The following is a 17,815-nucleotide window of genomic DNA, read 5'->3' as shown; positions in this document are numbered from 1 at the left end:
CCGCGCCCCGATATTTACTGCCCCAATGTCACTTCCACCTGATGGATTTTGCCATCGTCTACCAGCGTTATCACGGCTTCCGACTGTTTTTCACCGTCGACGCTGACCTGTGCCGCGCCTTGCCCCTGACGAACAACCAACCGATATTCGCTGCTACCCTCCCGGTAGTTAAGCGTCACCTGTGGCCAGTCTGCCGGCAGGCGGGTGTTGACGCTCAGCCGATCGCCATGGCGTTTCAGTCCCAGCAGTGATTCGAGGATCAGCCGATACATCCAACCGGCAGAGCCGGTATACCAGCTCCAGCCGCCGCGACCGACGTGCGGCGCCACCGCGTAAATATCGGCGGTAACCACATACGGCTCGACCTTGTAGCGTTCCACCGCGGTACTGTCCAGGCTGTGATTGATCGGGTTGATCAGCGCCATCAGTTCCCAGGCGCGCTCGATATTGCCCATTTCGGCGAAGGCCATCACCGCCCACACCGCGCCATGGGTATATTGTCCGCCGTTTTCCCGCACGCCAGGCAGATAGCCGCGGATATAGCCCGGATTCGGGCCGTTGCCGTCAAAAGGCGGCGTCAGCAGTTTGATCAGGCCGGCCTGGTTGTCGACCAGGTGTTTATCCAGCGACTGCATGGCTTGCAGGCTGCGCGGCGCATCACCGGCACCGGACAGTACTGACCAACTTTGGGCAATGGCGTCGATACGGCACTCCGCCGACTGATGAGAGCCCAGCGGCTCCCCGCTGTCGAAATAGCCCCGACGGTACCATTCGCCGTCCCAGGCATGGTCACGCAGATTATTGCGCAGCGTATCGGCCTGTTGGCGGCATAGCGTCGCCAGTTCGTCGTCATGACGCGCGGTTGCCAACTTGCCGTAACGCTGCAGGATATGGAACAGGAAGAAGCCAAGCCAGACGCTCTCGCCACGCCCCTCCAGGCCCACCATATTCATGCCGTCGTTCCAGTCACCGGCTCCCATCAGCGGCAGACCGTGTTCGCCGAAGTTCAATCCGTGTTTTAACGCCCGGACGCCATGCTGATACAAGGTTTCTTGCGTTACGCTCTGCGCCGGTTGTTCATAGGAAGACTCCTCGCCGGGTGCCAGTTTGCGCGCCTCCAGATAGCCCACCTGTTCATCCAGGATGCTCTGATCGTCGGTGGCGTCCAGATAGTGGCAAATGGCCAGCGGCAACCACAAATAGTCATCCGAACAGCGGGTGCGCACGCCGTTGCCCTGCGGCGGATGCCACCAGTGTTGCACGTCGCCTTCGACGAACTGGCGCGAAGCGCACAGCAGGATCTGTTCCCGCAGCCGTTCCGGGGCGGCGTGAGTCAGTGCCAAAGTATCCTGCAGTTGATCGCGGAAGCCAAAGGCACCGCCGGATTGGTAGTAACCGCTGCGCGCCTGAATACGGCAGGCAAGGGTCTGGTACAGCAGCCAGCCATTGGCCAGTAAATCGACGGCCGGTTGCGGCGTCCCTATCTGCACTTTGTTGAGAATACCGTCCCAGTGCGCAGACACCTGTTGCAACTCATCCTGCAGGTTGTCCTCCTGGAGGTATTTGTGCAGCAGCGCTTCGGCTTCTTCGGCGTTTTGCCCCAACCCGAGGGCGAACACAAAGCTGCGTTGATCGCCGTCGATCAGGCTGATGGCCGACTGCACCGCGCCGCACGGATCCATACCGGCGCCGACTTTGTCAGACAGGCGCCGCAGTTTTAGCACCGCCGGATTGGTCAGCGAACCATTACGACCGATAAATTCACGCCGGTCGCCAGTGAGCGAACAATGCGCCCCCGAGACGCCGAAGAACGCGGTGCGATCCGATCCGTTGCCCCCATAGTGGTTGGTCGCCAGGATACCGCAGCCGTTTTCAGACGAAGCCGCCTGGGTGACGATATGCATGGCCGACTTTTGCCGCAGATCGCCGAGGATAAACTCCACATAACCGGTAGCCGAGAGCTTGCGGGTGCGTCCTGAGGTGTTGGTCAGCGTCAGCAGGAACAGTTTTACCGGGGCATCTTTGGCCACCAGCAGGGTGAACTGGCTGTCGATGCCGCTTTCGCGGTGATCGAAAACGCTGTAGCCGAAACCGTGACGGGTCAGGTAATGGCCACGGCCCCGGGCGGGCAGCGGGGTTGGCGACCAGAAATGGCCGCTCTCTTCGTCGCGCAGGTAGAAAGCTTCGCCGCTGCGGTCACAGATGGGATCGTTGTCCCAAGGCGTGAGACGGTATTCGTGGGCGTTTTCGTACCAGGTGTAGGCCTGGCCGCTTTCCGAAACCACCGAGCCGAACATCGGGTTGGCCATCACGTTCGACCAGGGCGCCGGGGTGATCTTGCTTTCGTTCATCGCAATCACATATTCGCGGCCATTCTCCGAGAAGCCGCCGAGGCCGTTATAGAACTGCAGCGCGGCAATGTCGGGCAACTGCGGCGAATGCAGGTTGCGCGGCAAATTATCCACCGTCGCCAGTTTCGACGAGGCGGTCACCGGCGACAGCGGTTGCTGCAGGATCTGTGGCAACTGCAGGCGCTGGTTGAGCTGCTCGGTTAAACCGCCGCGTCGATCGTCGAGGTAAATACGCGCGACGCTGAGCAGCAGACGATGATCTTCCGGTGACATATGTTCGCTGGTGCGTACGAAGATGCCGCCCGGCTTATCGGTTTGGGTCGATTCCATGCCGGCGGCGATCAGGCCCATGATCTGGTTTTGCAGATCCTGACGGTAGCCGCCGATATCTTCATTGAGGATCACCAGATCCACCTGCAACCCTTTCAGACGCCAGTAGTTGTGCGCCTGGATCAGTTGCCGAACCAGCTCGATGTTTTCGCCGTCGGTCACGGTCAACAGCACAATCGGCAGATCGCCGGAGATTGAATATCCCCACAGCCCAGACTGGCCACGGCGGTTGTTAATGATTTCGCTGCTGGCGGCGCGCATTTCCTGCGCCGGGAAGACCACCGCGCTGGCCAGACGATTGAACAGGTTGGCGTCATCCTCATTGGCGTTCAGTTGACGCAGTACCACCTGGCTGTGCGACCAGGCCAGTTCAAACACCCGGTCTGCCAAATGGCGATCGCGGTATTTTTCCAGCATCGCCAGGCTGCTGGCGCGGTCTTCACTGACGCCATAGAAGATATCCAGTGTGAGCGGTACATTTGGTTCCAGTACCACGCGCTGACGGATAGCGATGATCGGATCAATGACCGGTCCGGCGCTGTTGCTTAGCGGGGTATTTTGATACAGCGCCTGCGGATTGGCCGGGGTGCGGCCGCGGCCGATAAATTTGGCGCGATCGGTTTCGAACGACGTCTGGCTGGTGCGGCCTTGCACCGTCATCATGTGCAGTAACCACGGGCATTTTTCTTTCGGTTCGCGCGGGCGGCGGTGGCACAAAATGGCGTCTTGATCCGGCAACAGCTCGGTTTGTACGAACAGGTTGCTGAACGCCGGGTGGGCCAGATCATTGCCGGCCGGTGCCAGCACCACTTCTGCATAGCTGGTGATTTCGATGGTGCGCGGTTGCTTGCTGCGGTTGACCAACGTCACGCGGCGCAGCTCAATATCATCTTCCGGCGATACCACCACCTGCGTTTTCACCGACAGCGACCCTTGCTGACGCTGGAACTCGGCCCCGGCGTCGTTGAACACGGCGCTGTACCCCTTGGCGGCACCACCGATCGGTTGCCAGGTATTGCTCCAGACCTCACCGGTTTGCGGGTCGCGCAGGTAACAGAAAGCGCCCCAGTTATCGCAGGTGGCGTCTTCGCGCCAGCGGGTCAAGGCCAGATTCTGCCAGCGGCTGTAGCTGCCGCCGGCCTGGGTGAGCATCAGGTGATAGTTGGCGTTGGACAGCAACTGCACTTCGGGGATCGGGGAGTCCACACGGTTGAACTCGCGTGCGGCGAAGCTGGCCGGGGTGATGGTACCCTCGTGGGTTTCGAAATGGCGACGGGTGCTGTACAGCTCGACTGCATCCGGCACCCGTTCCTGCAGCAACAGCCGCGCTGACTGGAACGCCGGATACTCAGCGAAGCGCGCAACCATAGGCGCATCCAGCAACAGATGCGACAGGGCAAGGAAGCTCATGCCCTGGTGGTGCGCCATATAGGAACGGATGATGACATACAGTTGCCCCCGGCTTAGGCGAGCGGTGGTGTAATCCAGCGCTTCGTAGAAACCGTAGCGGCCTTTGGCCCCATTTTTCTCCAACGTAACTAGGTTATTGCAAGCGGCGTCTGGATCGACAATCAGCGCCATCACCGTGGCGTAAGGCGCCACCACCATATCGTCACCCAGCCCGCGTCTCAGGCCCAGGCCCGGAACGCCAAAGGCGTGATACTGATAGTTTTGGTCGGCGTCGAAACCGAAGTAACCGGATTCGGAAATACCCCAGGGAACGCCGCGTTCCTTACCCCAGGCAATCTGCCGCTCCACCGCCGCATGGCACATCTGCACCAGCAGTGAATCAGGGTAGGCGGGCATCACCAACTGTGGCATCAGGTACTCAAACATCGACCCACTCCACGACATCAGCGCGGGTTCGTGGTCGATCACGGTGAACAGGCGGCCAAGTGCGAACCAGCTGCGCTGCGGTACCTGATTGGTGGCGATGGCGACGTAGTTGGTTAAACGAATCTCGGAGGCCAGCAGGTCGTATTTACTGCTGTCCATCTTGTTTTGATCGCAGTTAAAGCCAACGGTCAGCAAATGGGTTGATTCGTCATACAGGAAGTTGAAATCCATTTGCGCCATTTTTTCCAACCGCTGCTGCAGGCTTTGCAACTGCGTCAGACGTTCCTGCGCCAGCGCACCCGCCGCGCTCAGCTGATTTTGCTGTTCCGGCGACAGCGTCAACTGGCCAGGCGGGTTAGCCAGCCAGTGTAGGCTGGGCACCTGCTCCAGTTCGGGCATGCCGTCACTCAGCCAGCCGAACCACTGTGCCCATTCGGCACACAGTTCGTTAAGCTGCTGGTGCAAGGCTCCGGCCCAGCGTTTGGTTTCCTCATCATGATTTAGCGCCGGTTCCTGCAGCCCGTTGCTGTAGTTGCGCATGGCATTCAGTTCCGCCAGCAGGGCTGCCGGGTGGCTGTGGTGGGCCTGCTCCCAATGGTTGCGCAGCTTCGACAGGTTTTTCGGTGCGGCGTCGCCCCAGTGCTGTTCCAGCAGTTGCAGGCTGTCACCAAGACCGGTCAGCACCCGCAGCGGATCTATGGCTGGCTGGTGGGCCAGTGCCGGCAAGCCGGCGCTGAGCGTCAGCAGGTGACCGGCCAGGTTGCCGCTGTCGACGCTAGAGATATAACGTGGGTTCAGCGGCTCCAGGGTGCGGGTGTCGTACCAGTTGTACAAATGGCCGCGATAGTGTTCCAGCCGATCCAGAGTGTTGAGCGTCAGTTCGATGCGCCGCAGTGCGTCGCTGAGCGTCAGATAGCCGAAGTCATAGGCGGTGAGGTTTGCCAATAACGACAGGCCGATATTGGTCGGTGAGGTACGGTGCGCCACCACCGGCTCCGGTATTTCCTGGTAGTTATCCGGCGGCAGCCAGTTTTCCTGCTGGTTGACGAAGGTATTGAAGAAGTCCCAGGTTTGGCGGCTGGTTTGGCGCAGAAAGCGCCGTTGTTCGTCGTTGATGGCGGTTTTGCTGCGCTGCGGTTCCTGGCTGAGGTAGTACAGCAGGAATGGCGACAGGATCCACAGAGTGGCGAATGGTAGTGTGATAAACAGCGCCATTGGATTATGCAGAAAACTGAACAACAGCAGTGCGGCACCGGCGACCGGGTTGATCCACATCGCACGATAGAAGTTTTCCAGCGTGACCTGCTGACGAGCCTTGGATTGATCGTAGCTGGTCCACTCTTGCAGATTGCGCTTGCTAATCAACAGTCGCCACAGGGTCACGGCAATCGCTTTCAGGCTATACAGTGCTTCATGCGGCAAGGTCGCCAACCGTAGCCCGACCTGTGCAAGGCGATGTAGCGAACCGTTCAACGCCAACAGCAAATGTTGCAAGAAAGGCCTGCGCGGCGGTTTGCGCACCACATCCTGTATCAGGGCCAACAGCGTCGGCAGCAGCAGAATGATAGCGAAAATCCCTAGCCAATAACGGGTGTTAGGCAGCCAGACAAAACCGCAAAACAGTAACAGCAACAGGCTGGGTGAGGTCAGGCTGCGGCGCAGGTTATCGAACAGCTTCCAGCGCGACAGGGTGCTCAGCGGATTGGCGGTGCGGCTGCCATCTTCGGTTTTAACCCTGGGCAGAAGCCAGTTGAGCAATTGCCAGTCGCCGCGGATCCAGCGCGTGCGGCGCGCGACGTCCACCAGATAATTGCTGGGATATTGCTCGTACAGCAGCACGTCGCTCAGCAGGCCGGAGCGGGCGTAACAGCCCTCCAGCAGATCGTGACTCAGTACCAGGTTCGCCGGGCAGGTGCCTTTCAGGCTGTGGGAGAACACGTCCACGTCGTAAATGCCTTTGCCGATAAACGAGCCTTCGCCAAACAGATCCTGATAGATATCCGAGGCCATCAGCGTATAGGGGTCATTACCCGGCGTGCTGCTGCACAGGGCGGCATAACGGCCCTGGCCGTAGCTGGGGATTTCTTCGGCCATGCGCGGTTGCAAAATGGCATAGCCTTCAACCACCCGTTGCTGGCGCGCATCGTACTGGGGCTGATTGAGCGGGTGCGCCATCGCAGCGATCAGCTGATGGGCGCTTTCGCGTGGCAGGACGGTATCGCTGTCGAGCGTAATGACATACTTGACGTTTTTCAGCACCTCCAGCCCATCGCCAATCTGCGTGCAGAAGGCGTTACCTCGGTTGCGCAGCCAGTCGTTGAGCGCATTCAGTTTGCCGCGTTTTCGTTCCAACCCCATCCATACTCCCTGTTTTTCATTCCATTCGCGGTCGCGGTGAAACAGGAAAAAGTGGCTGGGCCCTTCGCAGGGATAGCGTCCGTTCAATGCTTCCATCTGTCGGCAGGCGTAATCCAGCAGGGCTGCGTCGTCCGCATGCCGTTGTTGGGGCGCATCGTTGAAGTCGGTGAGCAGGGCAAAGTGCAAATGTTTCATCGCGTTGCCCAGATAACAAACCTCAAGCGCATTGATCAGTTTATCGACGCCGCTTTTGCTGTCGATTAACGTCGGGATCGCTACCAGGGTGCGGAATTCAGCGGGAATACCGCAGGAGAAATCTAACCGCGGCAAGGGTTGCGGCGTGCGGCTGCGGGTAGTGACCTCGCTGAGTAAATTGAGCACGAACTGGCTGACCACGATAGCCATGGGGAAGAACAGCAGCACCAGTCCCCAACTGATGCCGGTGCTGTATGCGTGACGCAGCAGTTCCGCGCAAAACGCGGTGGTGATCAGGCTCAGGCTGCCGAGCCAGGAAAGCAACGGTGCCTGATTCAATGCATGGCGCAGCCGGGTAATTTTACCGAGCCGCACTTCCAATTGCTGCTCAAGTTCGGGGCGACCATCGTCAACCAGGTAGTAACCGATGTGGCTGCGGCGTGGATCGCTGGACGGGTCTTCAGCCGCTACGCGCGCCATATTAAGCACGTGTTGAGCGACCTGCACTTCATTACGTGGACAGTAGCGCGCCAGCATTTCGATCACGTGGCGGTAGTTGTCGCGGGTTGTGAAGTGCATCAAAGGGTAAACACCGGCGGGATCTTCACGCAGGGTCTGTTCTACCTGGCTCATGGTTTCGACAAATTCTGCCCAATCCATTTCGCTTAGCTGGCGCAGGCCGGAGATGCTGTTGCTGACCGACAGCTGGCTGACGGCCAGTTGCTGGTTAAAGCGGTGGATCAATTCATCTGAGGTCAGGCTGACTTCCGCCAGACGCTGCTCTACCCAGGTGAGTGGGAGCGCCAGCATGGTACCGTGCCCCTGCAGGCGGCGCACCAGCTCGGCAACAAAGGCGCTGGTGCGTGGGGGATTGGATCGCGCCATATCGGCGATCACCACGATCAGGTTGGCGGGATCGTTTTCCGCCGACTCCAGCATTTTCGTCACCCAGCTGTCGGCCAGATTGCGTTCCTGTTGGGCCTGTGCGACTTCCACGCTGACTCGGCGCAGGTTTTCGATCAACGCCAGGCGCAGCATGCCGGGCAGCGCCCAGAGTTCGCCGAGCGTCAGATTGACTTCTTTTTGATAGGCGGCGATATACCGCGTGAGGCTTTCGGCGTCCCAGTGGCCGTCACCGTGCGCGATGGCTTCGGCAGCCACGTCATAGATCCGCGGACAGTTATGCGGCGGCGCCAGCTGCGGCAGACCGCGACCGAAGGTTTTCGGCAAGTGGTGGCGCACAACGCGGATTTGTTCTTCAATCAGATAGTAATTGTCCAGCAGCCATTCGCCGGCGGGAGTCATGCTGGCTTTCTTGCCGTTGCTGAGCTGGTGGCAGCTTTCCGCCAAAATGCGTTCGTTGTCGTCCAGACGCTTCAGCAGGTAGTAGGGCGTTTTGCGCGTTGCCAGCTTATGGGAACGCGCCAGGCGTTGCCCGTAACGCTCCATTTGATCGACAGAAAACAGTTCTGCCTTAATGGCACCGCCGCTGTTGTCAGGAGCGTCTTTTTGACGCCGCAGCGGCAATGATTTAATTTTCGAATTTTTACGTTGTTTTTTTAACCAATTGATTAGTATTTCTTTCACACAAAAGCTCCTTACATCTGACCCAAAGGACAGCCGGTGAAACCGCTGGGAGAGCGTGAACATCCTGTTTTTAGCGCCAGTAAGATCTGGCGTGGGTTCACAGCAGGCAGGAACATGCTTTCTCAGTATAGTCGTACAATGCATTCTTGGCCGCTTTTTGAGCTGATTGTTTAATTTTAATAAACAATTTGCGGGCCCTGCCGTTGGCGTTATGACGCTATTTTTCCGCCGTTGATCCTTGATTTACCGTATAATTCCCTACATTAAGTTTGGTTATTGAGGTGGCCGTGGAACAACTTTCGGCATTGCTGCGGCTATTACGCCGGCAGTTTGAACAACATTTTCCCGTGGCGGGCGGCTTCCGCCAGCTTGCACTTCCCGTTCCCGCGCCGTTGACCACCCCCTTGCTGGCATGGTTAGCGGCACAGCCGACATTCCCTCAGTTTTACTGGCATCATCGCGACGGGCATGAAGAGGCCGCGGCCTGCGGTGCACTGCGCCTGTTTACCCAACCGGAACAAGCACAGGCATTTCTCAAGGCGCATGAAGGTGCGCGGGTGTGGGGGCTGAACGCCTTCGATGGCACGGCGCATTTATTTTTGCCACGCCTGGAAATTTTGACCCGCGAGGGTGAAACACAATTAATGCTGAATCTGTTTTCTGAAAGCTCGCTACGCGACGATGCGCTCGTCGCCGAGCGCTGGCTGGAAAATAGCGTGGCTGCACGGCCTATGACGCCATTAAAGGCGAAAGTGAGAAAGGTGCAGCATCAACCGGAACGTGCCGGGTGGGAAACCATGTTGCACGAAGCGCTGAAGGCGATAGATCGGCAACAGATGGAGAAGGTGGTGTTGGCGCGCAGTACGCTACTGACGCTGGATGGCCCGTTGTTTGCGCCGGCGATGATGGAAGCCAGCCGCAGAGTGAACCACCGATGTTACCACTATATGCTGCGATTTGATGCAGATTCCGCCTTTCTCGGTTCCAGCCCGGAAAGGCTGTATCTGCGCAAGGGGCGTCAACTGCTGACGGAAGCTCTCGCGGGCACCGTGGCTAATCACCCCGAACACCAACAGGCTCAGGCCCTGGCGCAATGGTTGCTGCAGGATGGCAAGAACCGGCGTGAAAATCTGCTGGTGGTGGACGACATCTGCCAGCGCCTGCAAGGGGGAGCTAATGCCGTGGATGTGTTGCCGCCGGAAGTGGTGCGTTTGCGTAAGGTGCAGCACCTGCGGCGCCGTATTGAAGGCCGGCTGAAACGTGAGGACGATGCCGATTGCTTGCATCGGTTACAGCCTACGGCGGCGGTCGCCGGCTTGCCGCGTCAGGCAGCACGCGAATTTATCCTGCAGCATGAACCCTTCTCCCGCGGCTGGTATGCCGGTTCTGCCGGCTATTTGTCCGCGTCCCGCAGCGAGTTTTGCGTATCGCTACGCTGCGCGCAGTTAGACGGCGACCGATTACGGCTGTACGCCGGGGCCGGTATCGTGAGCGGTTCCGACGCCGCCGAAGAGTGGCTGGAGATCGAAAACAAGGCCGCCGGGTTGCTGACGTTGTTACAACCAGACGCTTTGCCCTGAATTTCCCTGCTTGGGTTACGGATTTATTGAGAGAACGGCGCGGTGAGTGTAAACTGCGTGTGATTTTTATGTTTATTTTTTGTTCTAAATCAATTGATTGTCTACCATAAAGTCACCGGGATGTACGGCGTTTTTGCGCTGGCGCAAAAGTCGTAAAGATAACTACTCATATAATGCAGAACATCATTTTGGCATGCCGCCGATCGGCGGGTGCCAGAGGCAGATTCTGTTAACCGACTTGTGAGCGAACTATGTCGACAAGTGTTTTTAATCGCCGGTGGGCGGCGTTGCTGTTGGAAGCGCTGGCTCGCCATGGAGTGCGGCATGTTTGTATCGCTCCGGGATCGCGCTCTACGCCTTTGACGCTGGCTGCGGCGGCCAACAAGTCTTTTATCTGCCATACCCATTTTGACGAGCGCGGGCTGGGCCATTTGGCGCTTGGCCTGGCGAAGGCGTCGCGGGAGCCGGTGGCGGTCATCGTCACTTCCGGCACTGCGGCCGCCAACCTGTACCCTTCCTTGATCGAAGCCGGACTGACCGGCGAACGGCTGGTGTTTCTCACGGCCGATCGTCCACCTGAGCTGATCAACTGCGGTGCCAATCAGGCCATCCGCCAAAACGGCCTGTATGCCAGCCATCCATCTTTGAGTCTCGATCTGCCGCGCCCGACGCCGGATATTTCCGCCAGTTGGCTGGTTTCCACCCTCGACAGCGCCATGGCACGTTTGCATCACGGCGCGCTGCATATTAACTGCCCCTTTGCCGAACCGTTGTACGGCGGCGATGAGCAGCAGTACGACGATTGGTCCGCGACGCTTGGCGACTGGTGGCAAGGCAGCCAGCCCTGGCTGCGTGAAATGGATCCACACGTGGTGCTCAAACAGCCAGACTGGTTCTTCTGGCGGCAAAAACGGGGCGTGGTAGTGGCGGGCCGCATGAGTGCGGAGGAGGGCGAGCAGGTGGCGCAATGGGCCGCCATGCTCGGCTGGCCATTGATAGGCGACGTCTTGTCTCAGACCGGGCAACCGCTGCCCTGTGCCGATTTATGGTTGGCTCAGCCGCAGGCGCAAAAACGGCTGGCGGATGCGCAACTGGTGGTGCAGTTCGGCAGCAGCCTGACCGGTAAACGCCTGCTGCAGTGGCAGGAGCAGTGCCAGCCGCAGGAATATTGGTTGATCGACGATTTACCGGGGCGACTCGACCCGGCGCACCACCGGGGGCGGCGCATTCGTTCCAGCGTGGCGCAGTGGCTTGAGTTGCATCCGGCCCAGCCTCGCACCCCTTGGGCGGATGAACTGACGCAGCTGGCGGATAACGCGCTGGACGCAGTCTCGGGCCACCTGGTCAACCGCTTTGGCGAGGCGCAGTTGGCGCACCGCCTGCCGGAGCTGCTACCGGAAAACGGCCAGCTGTTTCTGGGCAACAGCCTGATCGTACGCTTGATTGATGCCTTGACCCGCTTGCCGGCGGGTTATCCGGTGTTCAGCAATCGCGGTGCCAGCGGCATCGACGGCCTGATCTCTACCGCCGCAGGCGTGCAGCGGGCCACCGCCAAACCAACGCTGGCGGTGGTGGGGGATCTTTCCGCCCTGTATGACCTGAACGCGCTGGCGCTGCTGCGTCAATGCTCTGCGCCAACGGTGCTGATCGTGGTCAATAATAATGGCGGCCAGATTTTTTCATTGCTGCCAACGCCGGAAGAAGACCGGCAGCGTTTCTACTGCATGCCGCAGGACGTGGAGTTCAGCCATGCCGCAGCGATGTTCCAACTCGCTTACGCCCGCCCGGAAAACTGGGGACAGTTGCTGCAGGCGGTGGAACAGGGGTGGCGCCACAGCGGTGCCACGCTGATTGAGCTGCAGGTGCCGCCGAGCGATGGTGCACAGACGTTGCAGCATCTGGTGCAACAGATGGCGGAGCAATAATGCTGGCGACAAAAGTCTTGCAACAGGGCGAAGCCGATCGGCCCTGGTTAATCTGGCTGCATGGCCTGTTGGGCAACAACAATGAATGGCGGGTGATCGCCTCCCGCTGCCCGGAGTGGCCGTCGCTGGCGATCGACCTGCCGGGCCACGGCGATTCCGTTGCGGTGACCTGCAGCAGCTTTGACGATATCAGCACGCAAATCAGCAGCACCTTGCAGATGCACGGTATCGAACGCTATTGGCTGGTGGGCTATTCATTGGGTGGGCGCATAGCCATGTACCACGCCTGCTGCGGCGACACTACCGGCCTGCAAGGGGTAATTATTGAAGGCGGCAATCCCGGACTGGCCGATCCGGCCCTGCGTGCTCAACGTCTGACGCATGATGCGGCCTGGGCGGAACGTTTCCGCCACGAACCCATTGAACAGGTGCTGGCGGACTGGTACCAGCAGCCGGTCTTCGCCAATCTCAGCGCGGTGCACCGCGATGCGCTGATCGGTGCCCGCAAGGACAATTCCGGCGCGGCAGTGGCGGACATGCTGGAAGCCACTTCGCTGGGCAAGCAGCCCTGTCTGGTGCCGCAATTGCAACAGCTGGCGATACCGCTGGTGGTGTTGTGCGGTGCTGACGATCACAAATTTCAGCAGTTGGCGCGTGACGCCGGGTTGCCGTTACGCATCGTGCCGCAGGCCGGGCATAACTCGCACCTGGCCAACCCGCAGGATTTCGTCGCCGAACTGCGCACTTTTCTCGTTAACCCTGGTTAAAGGAACAGAACATGCTCTATCCGAATGAAGAACAGCTGTACGCCGCCATCGAGTGGCAGGATTGCTCCGGTGATTTCGAAGATATCCTCTACCACAAGTCCAGCGACGGCATCGCTAAAATCACCATTAACCGTCCGCAGGTGCGTAATGCCTTCCGGCCGCACACGGTGAAAGAGATGATCGAAGCGCTGTCCAATGCCCGCTACGACGACGGCATCGGCACCATTATTCTCACCGGCGCCGGCGACAAAGCCTTCTGCTCCGGCGGCGATCAGAAAGTGCGCGGCGATTACGGCGGTTATCAGGATGAAAGCGGCGTGCACCATCTGAACGTGCTCGACTTCCAGCGCCAGATCCGCACCTGCCCGAAACCCGTGGTGGCGATGGTTGCCGGCTATTCGATCGGCGGCGGTCACGTATTGCATATGATGTGCGACCTGACCATCGCGGCGGATAACGCCATCTTCGGCCAGACCGGGCCGAAAGTGGGGTCGTTCGACGGCGGTTGGGGCGCTTCTTACATGGCACGTATCGTCGGCCAGAAGAAAGCGCGCGAGATCTGGTTCCTGTGCCGTCAGTATGATGCTGCCGCCGCGCTGGACATGGGCCTGGTCAACACCGTGGTGCCCTTGGCGAGTCTGGAAAAAGAAACCGTACGCTGGTGTCGTGAAATGCTGCAAAACAGCCCGATGGCGCTGCGCTGCCTGAAAGCGGCCCTGAATGCCGACTGCGACGGTCAGGCCGGTCTGCAGGAGCTGGCGGGTAACGCCACCATGCTGTTCTACATGACTGATGAGGGTCAGGAAGGGCGCAACGCGTTCAACGAAAAACGCCAGCCGGACTTCAGCAAATTCAAGCGTAATCCGTAATGAATGCTCCGATCCGTAACGCCGCCGTTTACCGTTACAGCCTGCCGATGGAGGCTGGCGTGGTGCTGCGCAACCAGCGGCTGAAAACCCGCGATGGTTTGCTGATCCATCTGCAGCAGGGCGGGCAGGAAGGCTGGGGTGAGATAGCGCCGCTGCCGGAGTTCAGCCAGGAAACGCTGGCGCAGGCCGAGCAGGCTGCGCTGCGCTGGGTACAGGACTGGCAAGGCGGGACCTTGCCGTCAGACAGCCCGTTGCCTTCGGTAGCGTTCGGCACCAGCTGCGCGTTGGCGGAATTGGAACAGCGGTTGCCGCTGCAGGCAGATTACCGCAAAGCGCCGCTGTGTACCGGCGATCCTGACGAGCTGTTCGCGGTATTGACCGCGCTGCCGGGAGAGAAAGTTGCCAAGGTGAAGGTTGGGCTGTATGAGGCGGTGCGCGACGGCATGATAGTCAACGTCTTGCTGGAAGCCCTGCCCGATTTGCGTCTGCGGCTGGACGCTAACCGCAGTTGGACTCGTGCCAAGGCGGACGGGTTCGCTAAATACGTGGCACCGGCGCTGCGTGAACGCATTGCTTTCCTTGAAGAGCCTTGCAAAACCCGTGATGAATCGCGGGATTTCGCGCTGGCGACCGGCATTGCTATCGCTTGGGACGAAAGCGTGCGCGAGGCGGACTTTGTGGTACAGGCCGAACCGGGCGTGGCAGCGATCGTCATTAAACCAACCTTGACCGGCAGTCTGGTTCGTTGCCGTACCCTGGTGGAGCAGGCCCATGCGGCGGGGTTAACGGCGGTGATCAGCTCCAGCATCGAATCGAGCCTGGGGTTGACGCAACTGGCACGCATCGCGCACTGGCTGACGCCGAATACCGTACCTGGACTGGACACGCTGGATCTGATGCAGGCGCAGCTGCTACGCCCTTGGCCGGACAGCGAGCTGCCACTATTGGATACATCAGCGCTGGAGTGTTTATGGCGCAGCTAAAAGACTGGCCGTGGCGGCAGTGGGCGCAGCGACGGCCACAGGCGACGGCGGTGACGGTGGGGCACCAGCCGGTGAGTTGGCTGGTGTTGCGCCGTCAGGTGGATAGGCTGGCGGCAGATTTTCAGCATCAGGGCGTCGAGCCCGGCTGTGGCGTGGCGTTATGCGGCAAGAACAGCTACCCGTTGCTGTTGGCTTATTTGGCGCTGTTGCAGTGCGGTGCGCGGCTGCTGCCGTTGAATCCGGCGCTGCCCGCGGCCCAGTTGGCGACGTTGCTGCCTGATCTGGATATCGATTTTGCTTTCAGTCCGGACCGGTTACCGACCTTACCGGCCACGGTCATCCCTTTAACCCCTCCCTCTACCGAATCTCGCTGGCTGAATCCACCGCGTTGGGATGCGCAAAGGCTGGCGACGCTGACCTTGACCTCCGGCTCCAGCGGCAGACCAAAGGCCGCTGCGCACAGCTATGCCGCGCATCTGGCCAGCGCCGAAGGGGTACTGCGGCTGATGGACTTCCAACCTCAGGACCGCTGGCTACTGTCTTTACCGCTGTTTCACGTTTCCGGCCAGGGCATTGTCTGGCGCTGGCTGGCGGCGGGGGCCGGACTGGTGGTGCGTGATATGCATCCTCTGGCTGACGCATTGGCAGGGTGTACCCATGCCTCGCTGGTGCCGACACAGCTTTGGCGTTTGTTGGCGCAGCCGCTGGCGGCGCTGACGTTGAAGAAAGTGCTGCTCGGGGGCGCGATGATCCCGCCAGAGCTGACCGCGCAGGCGGAGGCGGCAGGCATTCGCTGTTGGTGCGGCTACGGCCTGACCGAACTGGCTTCCACGGTGTGTGCCAAGCGCGCTGACGGGCTGCCAGGCGTTGGGCTGCCATTGGCTGGTCGGGAAGTTAAGCTGGTGAATGAGGAAGTGTGGATCCGTGCGCTGAGTCTGGCGTTGGGATATTGGCAACGCGGTGCGTTGCTGCCGCTCGTCGATGATCAAGGCTGGTTTCATACCCGCGATCGCGGCGTCATGGAACAGGGTGAACTGCGGATCATTGGCCGGTTGGATAACCTGTTTTTCAGCGGTGGGGAAGGCATTCAGCCGGAGGATATCGAACGCGTGCTGGCGGCTCACTCGCAGATCTTGCAGGTGGTGGTGGTGCCGGTGGATGACGCCGAGTTTGGCCAACGACCAGTGGCAGTGATCGACAGTGGGGTACCGCTTTTGCTGGAAGATCTGCTGGCGTGGTCGCAGGATCGTCTGGTGAATTTCCAACGGCCGGTTGCTTTGTTGGCGATGCCCGCCGAGTTGAAAACCGGGGGGATCAAGATCTCCCGCCGTCAACTGCAGCAATGGGTGGCTGAACAACTATCCCATCGATAAAAAAGGCCGCCCAAAGGCGGCCTCAGACTGCTGACAAACCTGCGAAACGGCTAAACCGGTAGGGGTCGAACATGTTCGACCCGATTTAACCCATTGATTATGCTATTGGGCGCAGCATGCTGCGCCCCTACCATTAAACAACAGAGCACTTTTCAACGGCCTCAGTGACTGCCGACGGTTATTTCAGGCCCAGCGCTTTGGCTACGCCAGCGCCGTAATCCGGATGCACTTGGGTGAACAAATCGACCTGACGGCGCTGGATCTGTTCCGGCACCTGCGATAGCTCACCGGCGATACGGGTGAACATACGCTGATGTTCTTCTGCGCTCAACAGGTTGAACAGCGCGCGCGGCTGGCTGAAGTAATCCCCGTCTTCACGGTGATTCCAGTGGTCGGCGGCTCCTTCAATGCTCAACGGTGGCTCTCTAAAGTCCGGTTGCTCCTGGAACAGGCCAAAGCTGTTTGGCTCGTAGGTCGCGCCGTTACCGCTGTTGCCGTCCACGCGCATCGCGCCGTCGCGGTGGTAGTTGTGGAACGGGCATTTTGCGCCGTTAACCGGGATTTGATGATGGTTAACGCCCAGACGGTAGCGGTGGGCATCCCCGTAAGAGAACAGGCGACCCTGCAGCATTTTATCCGGCGAGAAGCTGATCCCAGGCACTACGTTGGCTGGGTTCAACGCCACTTGTTCCACTTCCGCGAAGTAGTTTTCCGGGTTGCGGTGCAGCTCGAAGAAGCCAACGTCGATTAACGGGTAATCGCCGTGCGGCCATACCTTGGTCAGATCGAAGGGGTTGTAAGGCGTCTGCGAGGCTTCGTGTTCCGGCATGATCTGAATCTGCAGTTTCCAGCGCGGGTAATCACCCCGTTCGATGGCTTCATACAAATCGCGCTGTGAGCTTTCACGGTCTTTGGCAATGATCGCCTCCGCTTCGTCATCCATCAGGTTTTCAATGCCTTGTTCGCAGCGGAAGTGGAATTTAACCCAGAAGCGTTCGTTGTTGGCATTGATAAAGCTGAAGGTGTGGCTGCCGAAGCCGTGCATATGGCGGTAAGATTTCGGGATGCCGCGGTCGCTGAAGTCTATGGTCAATTGGTGCAGGCTTTCCGGCGACAGCGAGAAGAAATCCCATTTATAAGTTGGGTTGCGCAGATTGGTACGCGGATCGCGTTTGACCACGTGGTTAAGATCGGGGAATTTCAGCGGGTCGCGCAGGTAAAACACCGGGGTGTCGTTACCCACCAGGTCCCAATTGCCCTCCTCGGTATAAAACTTCATCGCGAAACCGCGAATGTCGCGTTCGGCGTCGGCGGCCCCGCGTTCACCGGCTACGGTGGAGAAGCGGATAAACATGTCAGTTTGCTTGCCGATTTCAGAGAAGATTTTTGCGCGGGTGTACTGGGTAATATCGTGGGTGACGGTAAAAGTGCCGTAGGCGCCGGATCCTTTGGCGTGCATGCGGCGCTCGGGGATCACTTCACGGTCGAAGTGAGCCAGCTTTTCCAGGAACCAAACGTCCTGCAGCAACATCGGGCCGCGTTTACCTGCGGTGATCACGTTATTATTATCGACAACCGGGGCTCCGGCTGCGGTGGTCAGTCCTTTCTTGCTCATCACTTGCTCCTTATCGTATTGCAATTGAGTGAAGACTTGGGCGACT

8 protein-coding genes are annotated in these 17,815 nt (G+C 59.4%); 6 read left to right on the top strand and 2 right to left on the bottom strand.

Going from position 1 to position 17,815, the window contains the following annotated elements; all coding sequences use genetic code 11:
• Positions 1-14 precede the first annotated feature (14 nt).
• The gene (locus NR114_RS16790) at positions 15-8,657 is read right to left on the bottom strand and encodes a GH36-type glycosyl hydrolase domain-containing protein (RefSeq protein ID WP_256813470.1); all 8,643 of its coding nucleotides are present in this window, start codon (positions 8,655-8,657) and stop codon (positions 15-17) included.
• A 287-nt stretch (positions 8,658-8,944) separates the two neighbouring features.
• On the opposite strand from NR114_RS16790, the gene menF reads away from it, so the two are divergent.
• The 6 genes from menF to menE all read left to right on the top strand — a co-directional run bounded on the left by menF (position 8,945) and on the right by menE (position 16,154).
• A complete protein-coding gene (gene menF, locus NR114_RS16785) occupies positions 8,945-10,237 on the top strand; it encodes an isochorismate synthase MenF (protein ID WP_234528932.1) in 1,293 nt (430 codons plus the stop codon).
• Positions 10,238-10,488: 251 nt separating this feature from the next.
• Positions 10,489-12,162: a 2-succinyl-5-enolpyruvyl-6-hydroxy-3-cyclohexene-1-carboxylic-acid synthase gene (menD, locus tag NR114_RS16780; RefSeq protein ID WP_115058422.1), complete on the top strand. Its 1,674-nt coding sequence runs from the start codon at positions 10,489-10,491 to the stop codon at positions 12,160-12,162.
• Entirely contained in the window at positions 12,162-12,929 is a 768-nt protein-coding gene (gene menH / locus NR114_RS16775) for a 2-succinyl-6-hydroxy-2,4-cyclohexadiene-1-carboxylate synthase (RefSeq protein ID WP_020827823.1), read from the top strand. The genes menD and menH overlap by 1 nt, the downstream gene beginning before the upstream one ends.
• An 11-nt stretch (positions 12,930-12,940) precedes the next feature.
• Positions 12,941-13,798 carry a 1,4-dihydroxy-2-naphthoyl-CoA synthase gene (menB, locus tag NR114_RS16770; RefSeq protein ID WP_020827822.1) on the top strand — a complete coding sequence of 286 codons (858 nt, stop codon included), beginning with the start codon at positions 12,941-12,943 and terminating at the stop codon, positions 13,796-13,798.
• Positions 13,799-13,809: 11 nt separating this feature from the next.
• The gene (gene menC, locus NR114_RS16765; RefSeq protein ID WP_174574544.1) at positions 13,810-14,781 is read left to right on the top strand and encodes an o-succinylbenzoate synthase; all 972 of its coding nucleotides are present in this window, start codon (positions 13,810-13,812) and stop codon (positions 14,779-14,781) included.
• Entirely contained in the window at positions 14,769-16,154 is a 1,386-nt protein-coding gene (gene menE / locus NR114_RS16760; RefSeq protein ID WP_048763028.1) for an o-succinylbenzoate--CoA ligase, read from the top strand. Before menC ends, menE begins: the two co-directional genes overlap by 13 nt.
• A 178-nt stretch (positions 16,155-16,332) precedes the next feature.
• On the opposite strand, the gene katA is transcribed toward menE, so the two are convergent.
• On the bottom strand, positions 16,333-17,769 hold the full coding sequence (gene katA, locus NR114_RS16755) for a catalase KatA (protein ID WP_048759292.1): 1,437 nt from the start codon (positions 17,767-17,769) through the stop codon (positions 16,333-16,335).
• Positions 17,770-17,815: the final 46 nt, after the last annotated feature.

The sequence above is a fragment of the Serratia sp. Ser99 genome, from assembly GCF_024519545.1.
Taxonomy (GTDB): domain Bacteria; phylum Pseudomonadota; class Gammaproteobacteria; order Enterobacterales; family Enterobacteriaceae; genus Serratia; species Serratia liquefaciens.
The sequence above is the reverse complement of the archived record's forward strand: the minus strand, read 5'-3'. Positions and strand labels throughout refer to the sequence as shown.

Excerpts from the sequence above, each read along its gene's own strand:
- menD (WP_115058422.1), top strand. The coding sequence starts at position 10,489 with ATGTCGACAAGTGTTTTTAATCGCCGGTGGGCGGCGTTGCTGTTGGAA.
- menH (WP_020827823.1), top strand. The coding sequence starts at position 12,162 with ATGCTGGCGACAAAAGTCTTGCAACAGGGCGAAGCCGATCGGCCCTGG.
- menB (WP_020827822.1), top strand. The coding sequence starts at position 12,941 with ATGCTCTATCCGAATGAAGAACAGCTGTACGCCGCCATCGAGTGGCAG.
- menE (WP_048763028.1), top strand. The coding sequence starts at position 14,769 with ATGGCGCAGCTAAAAGACTGGCCGTGGCGGCAGTGGGCGCAGCGACGG.
- katA (WP_048759292.1), bottom strand. The coding sequence starts at position 17,769 with ATGAGCAAGAAAGGACTGACCACCGCAGCCGGAGCCCCGGTTGTCGAT.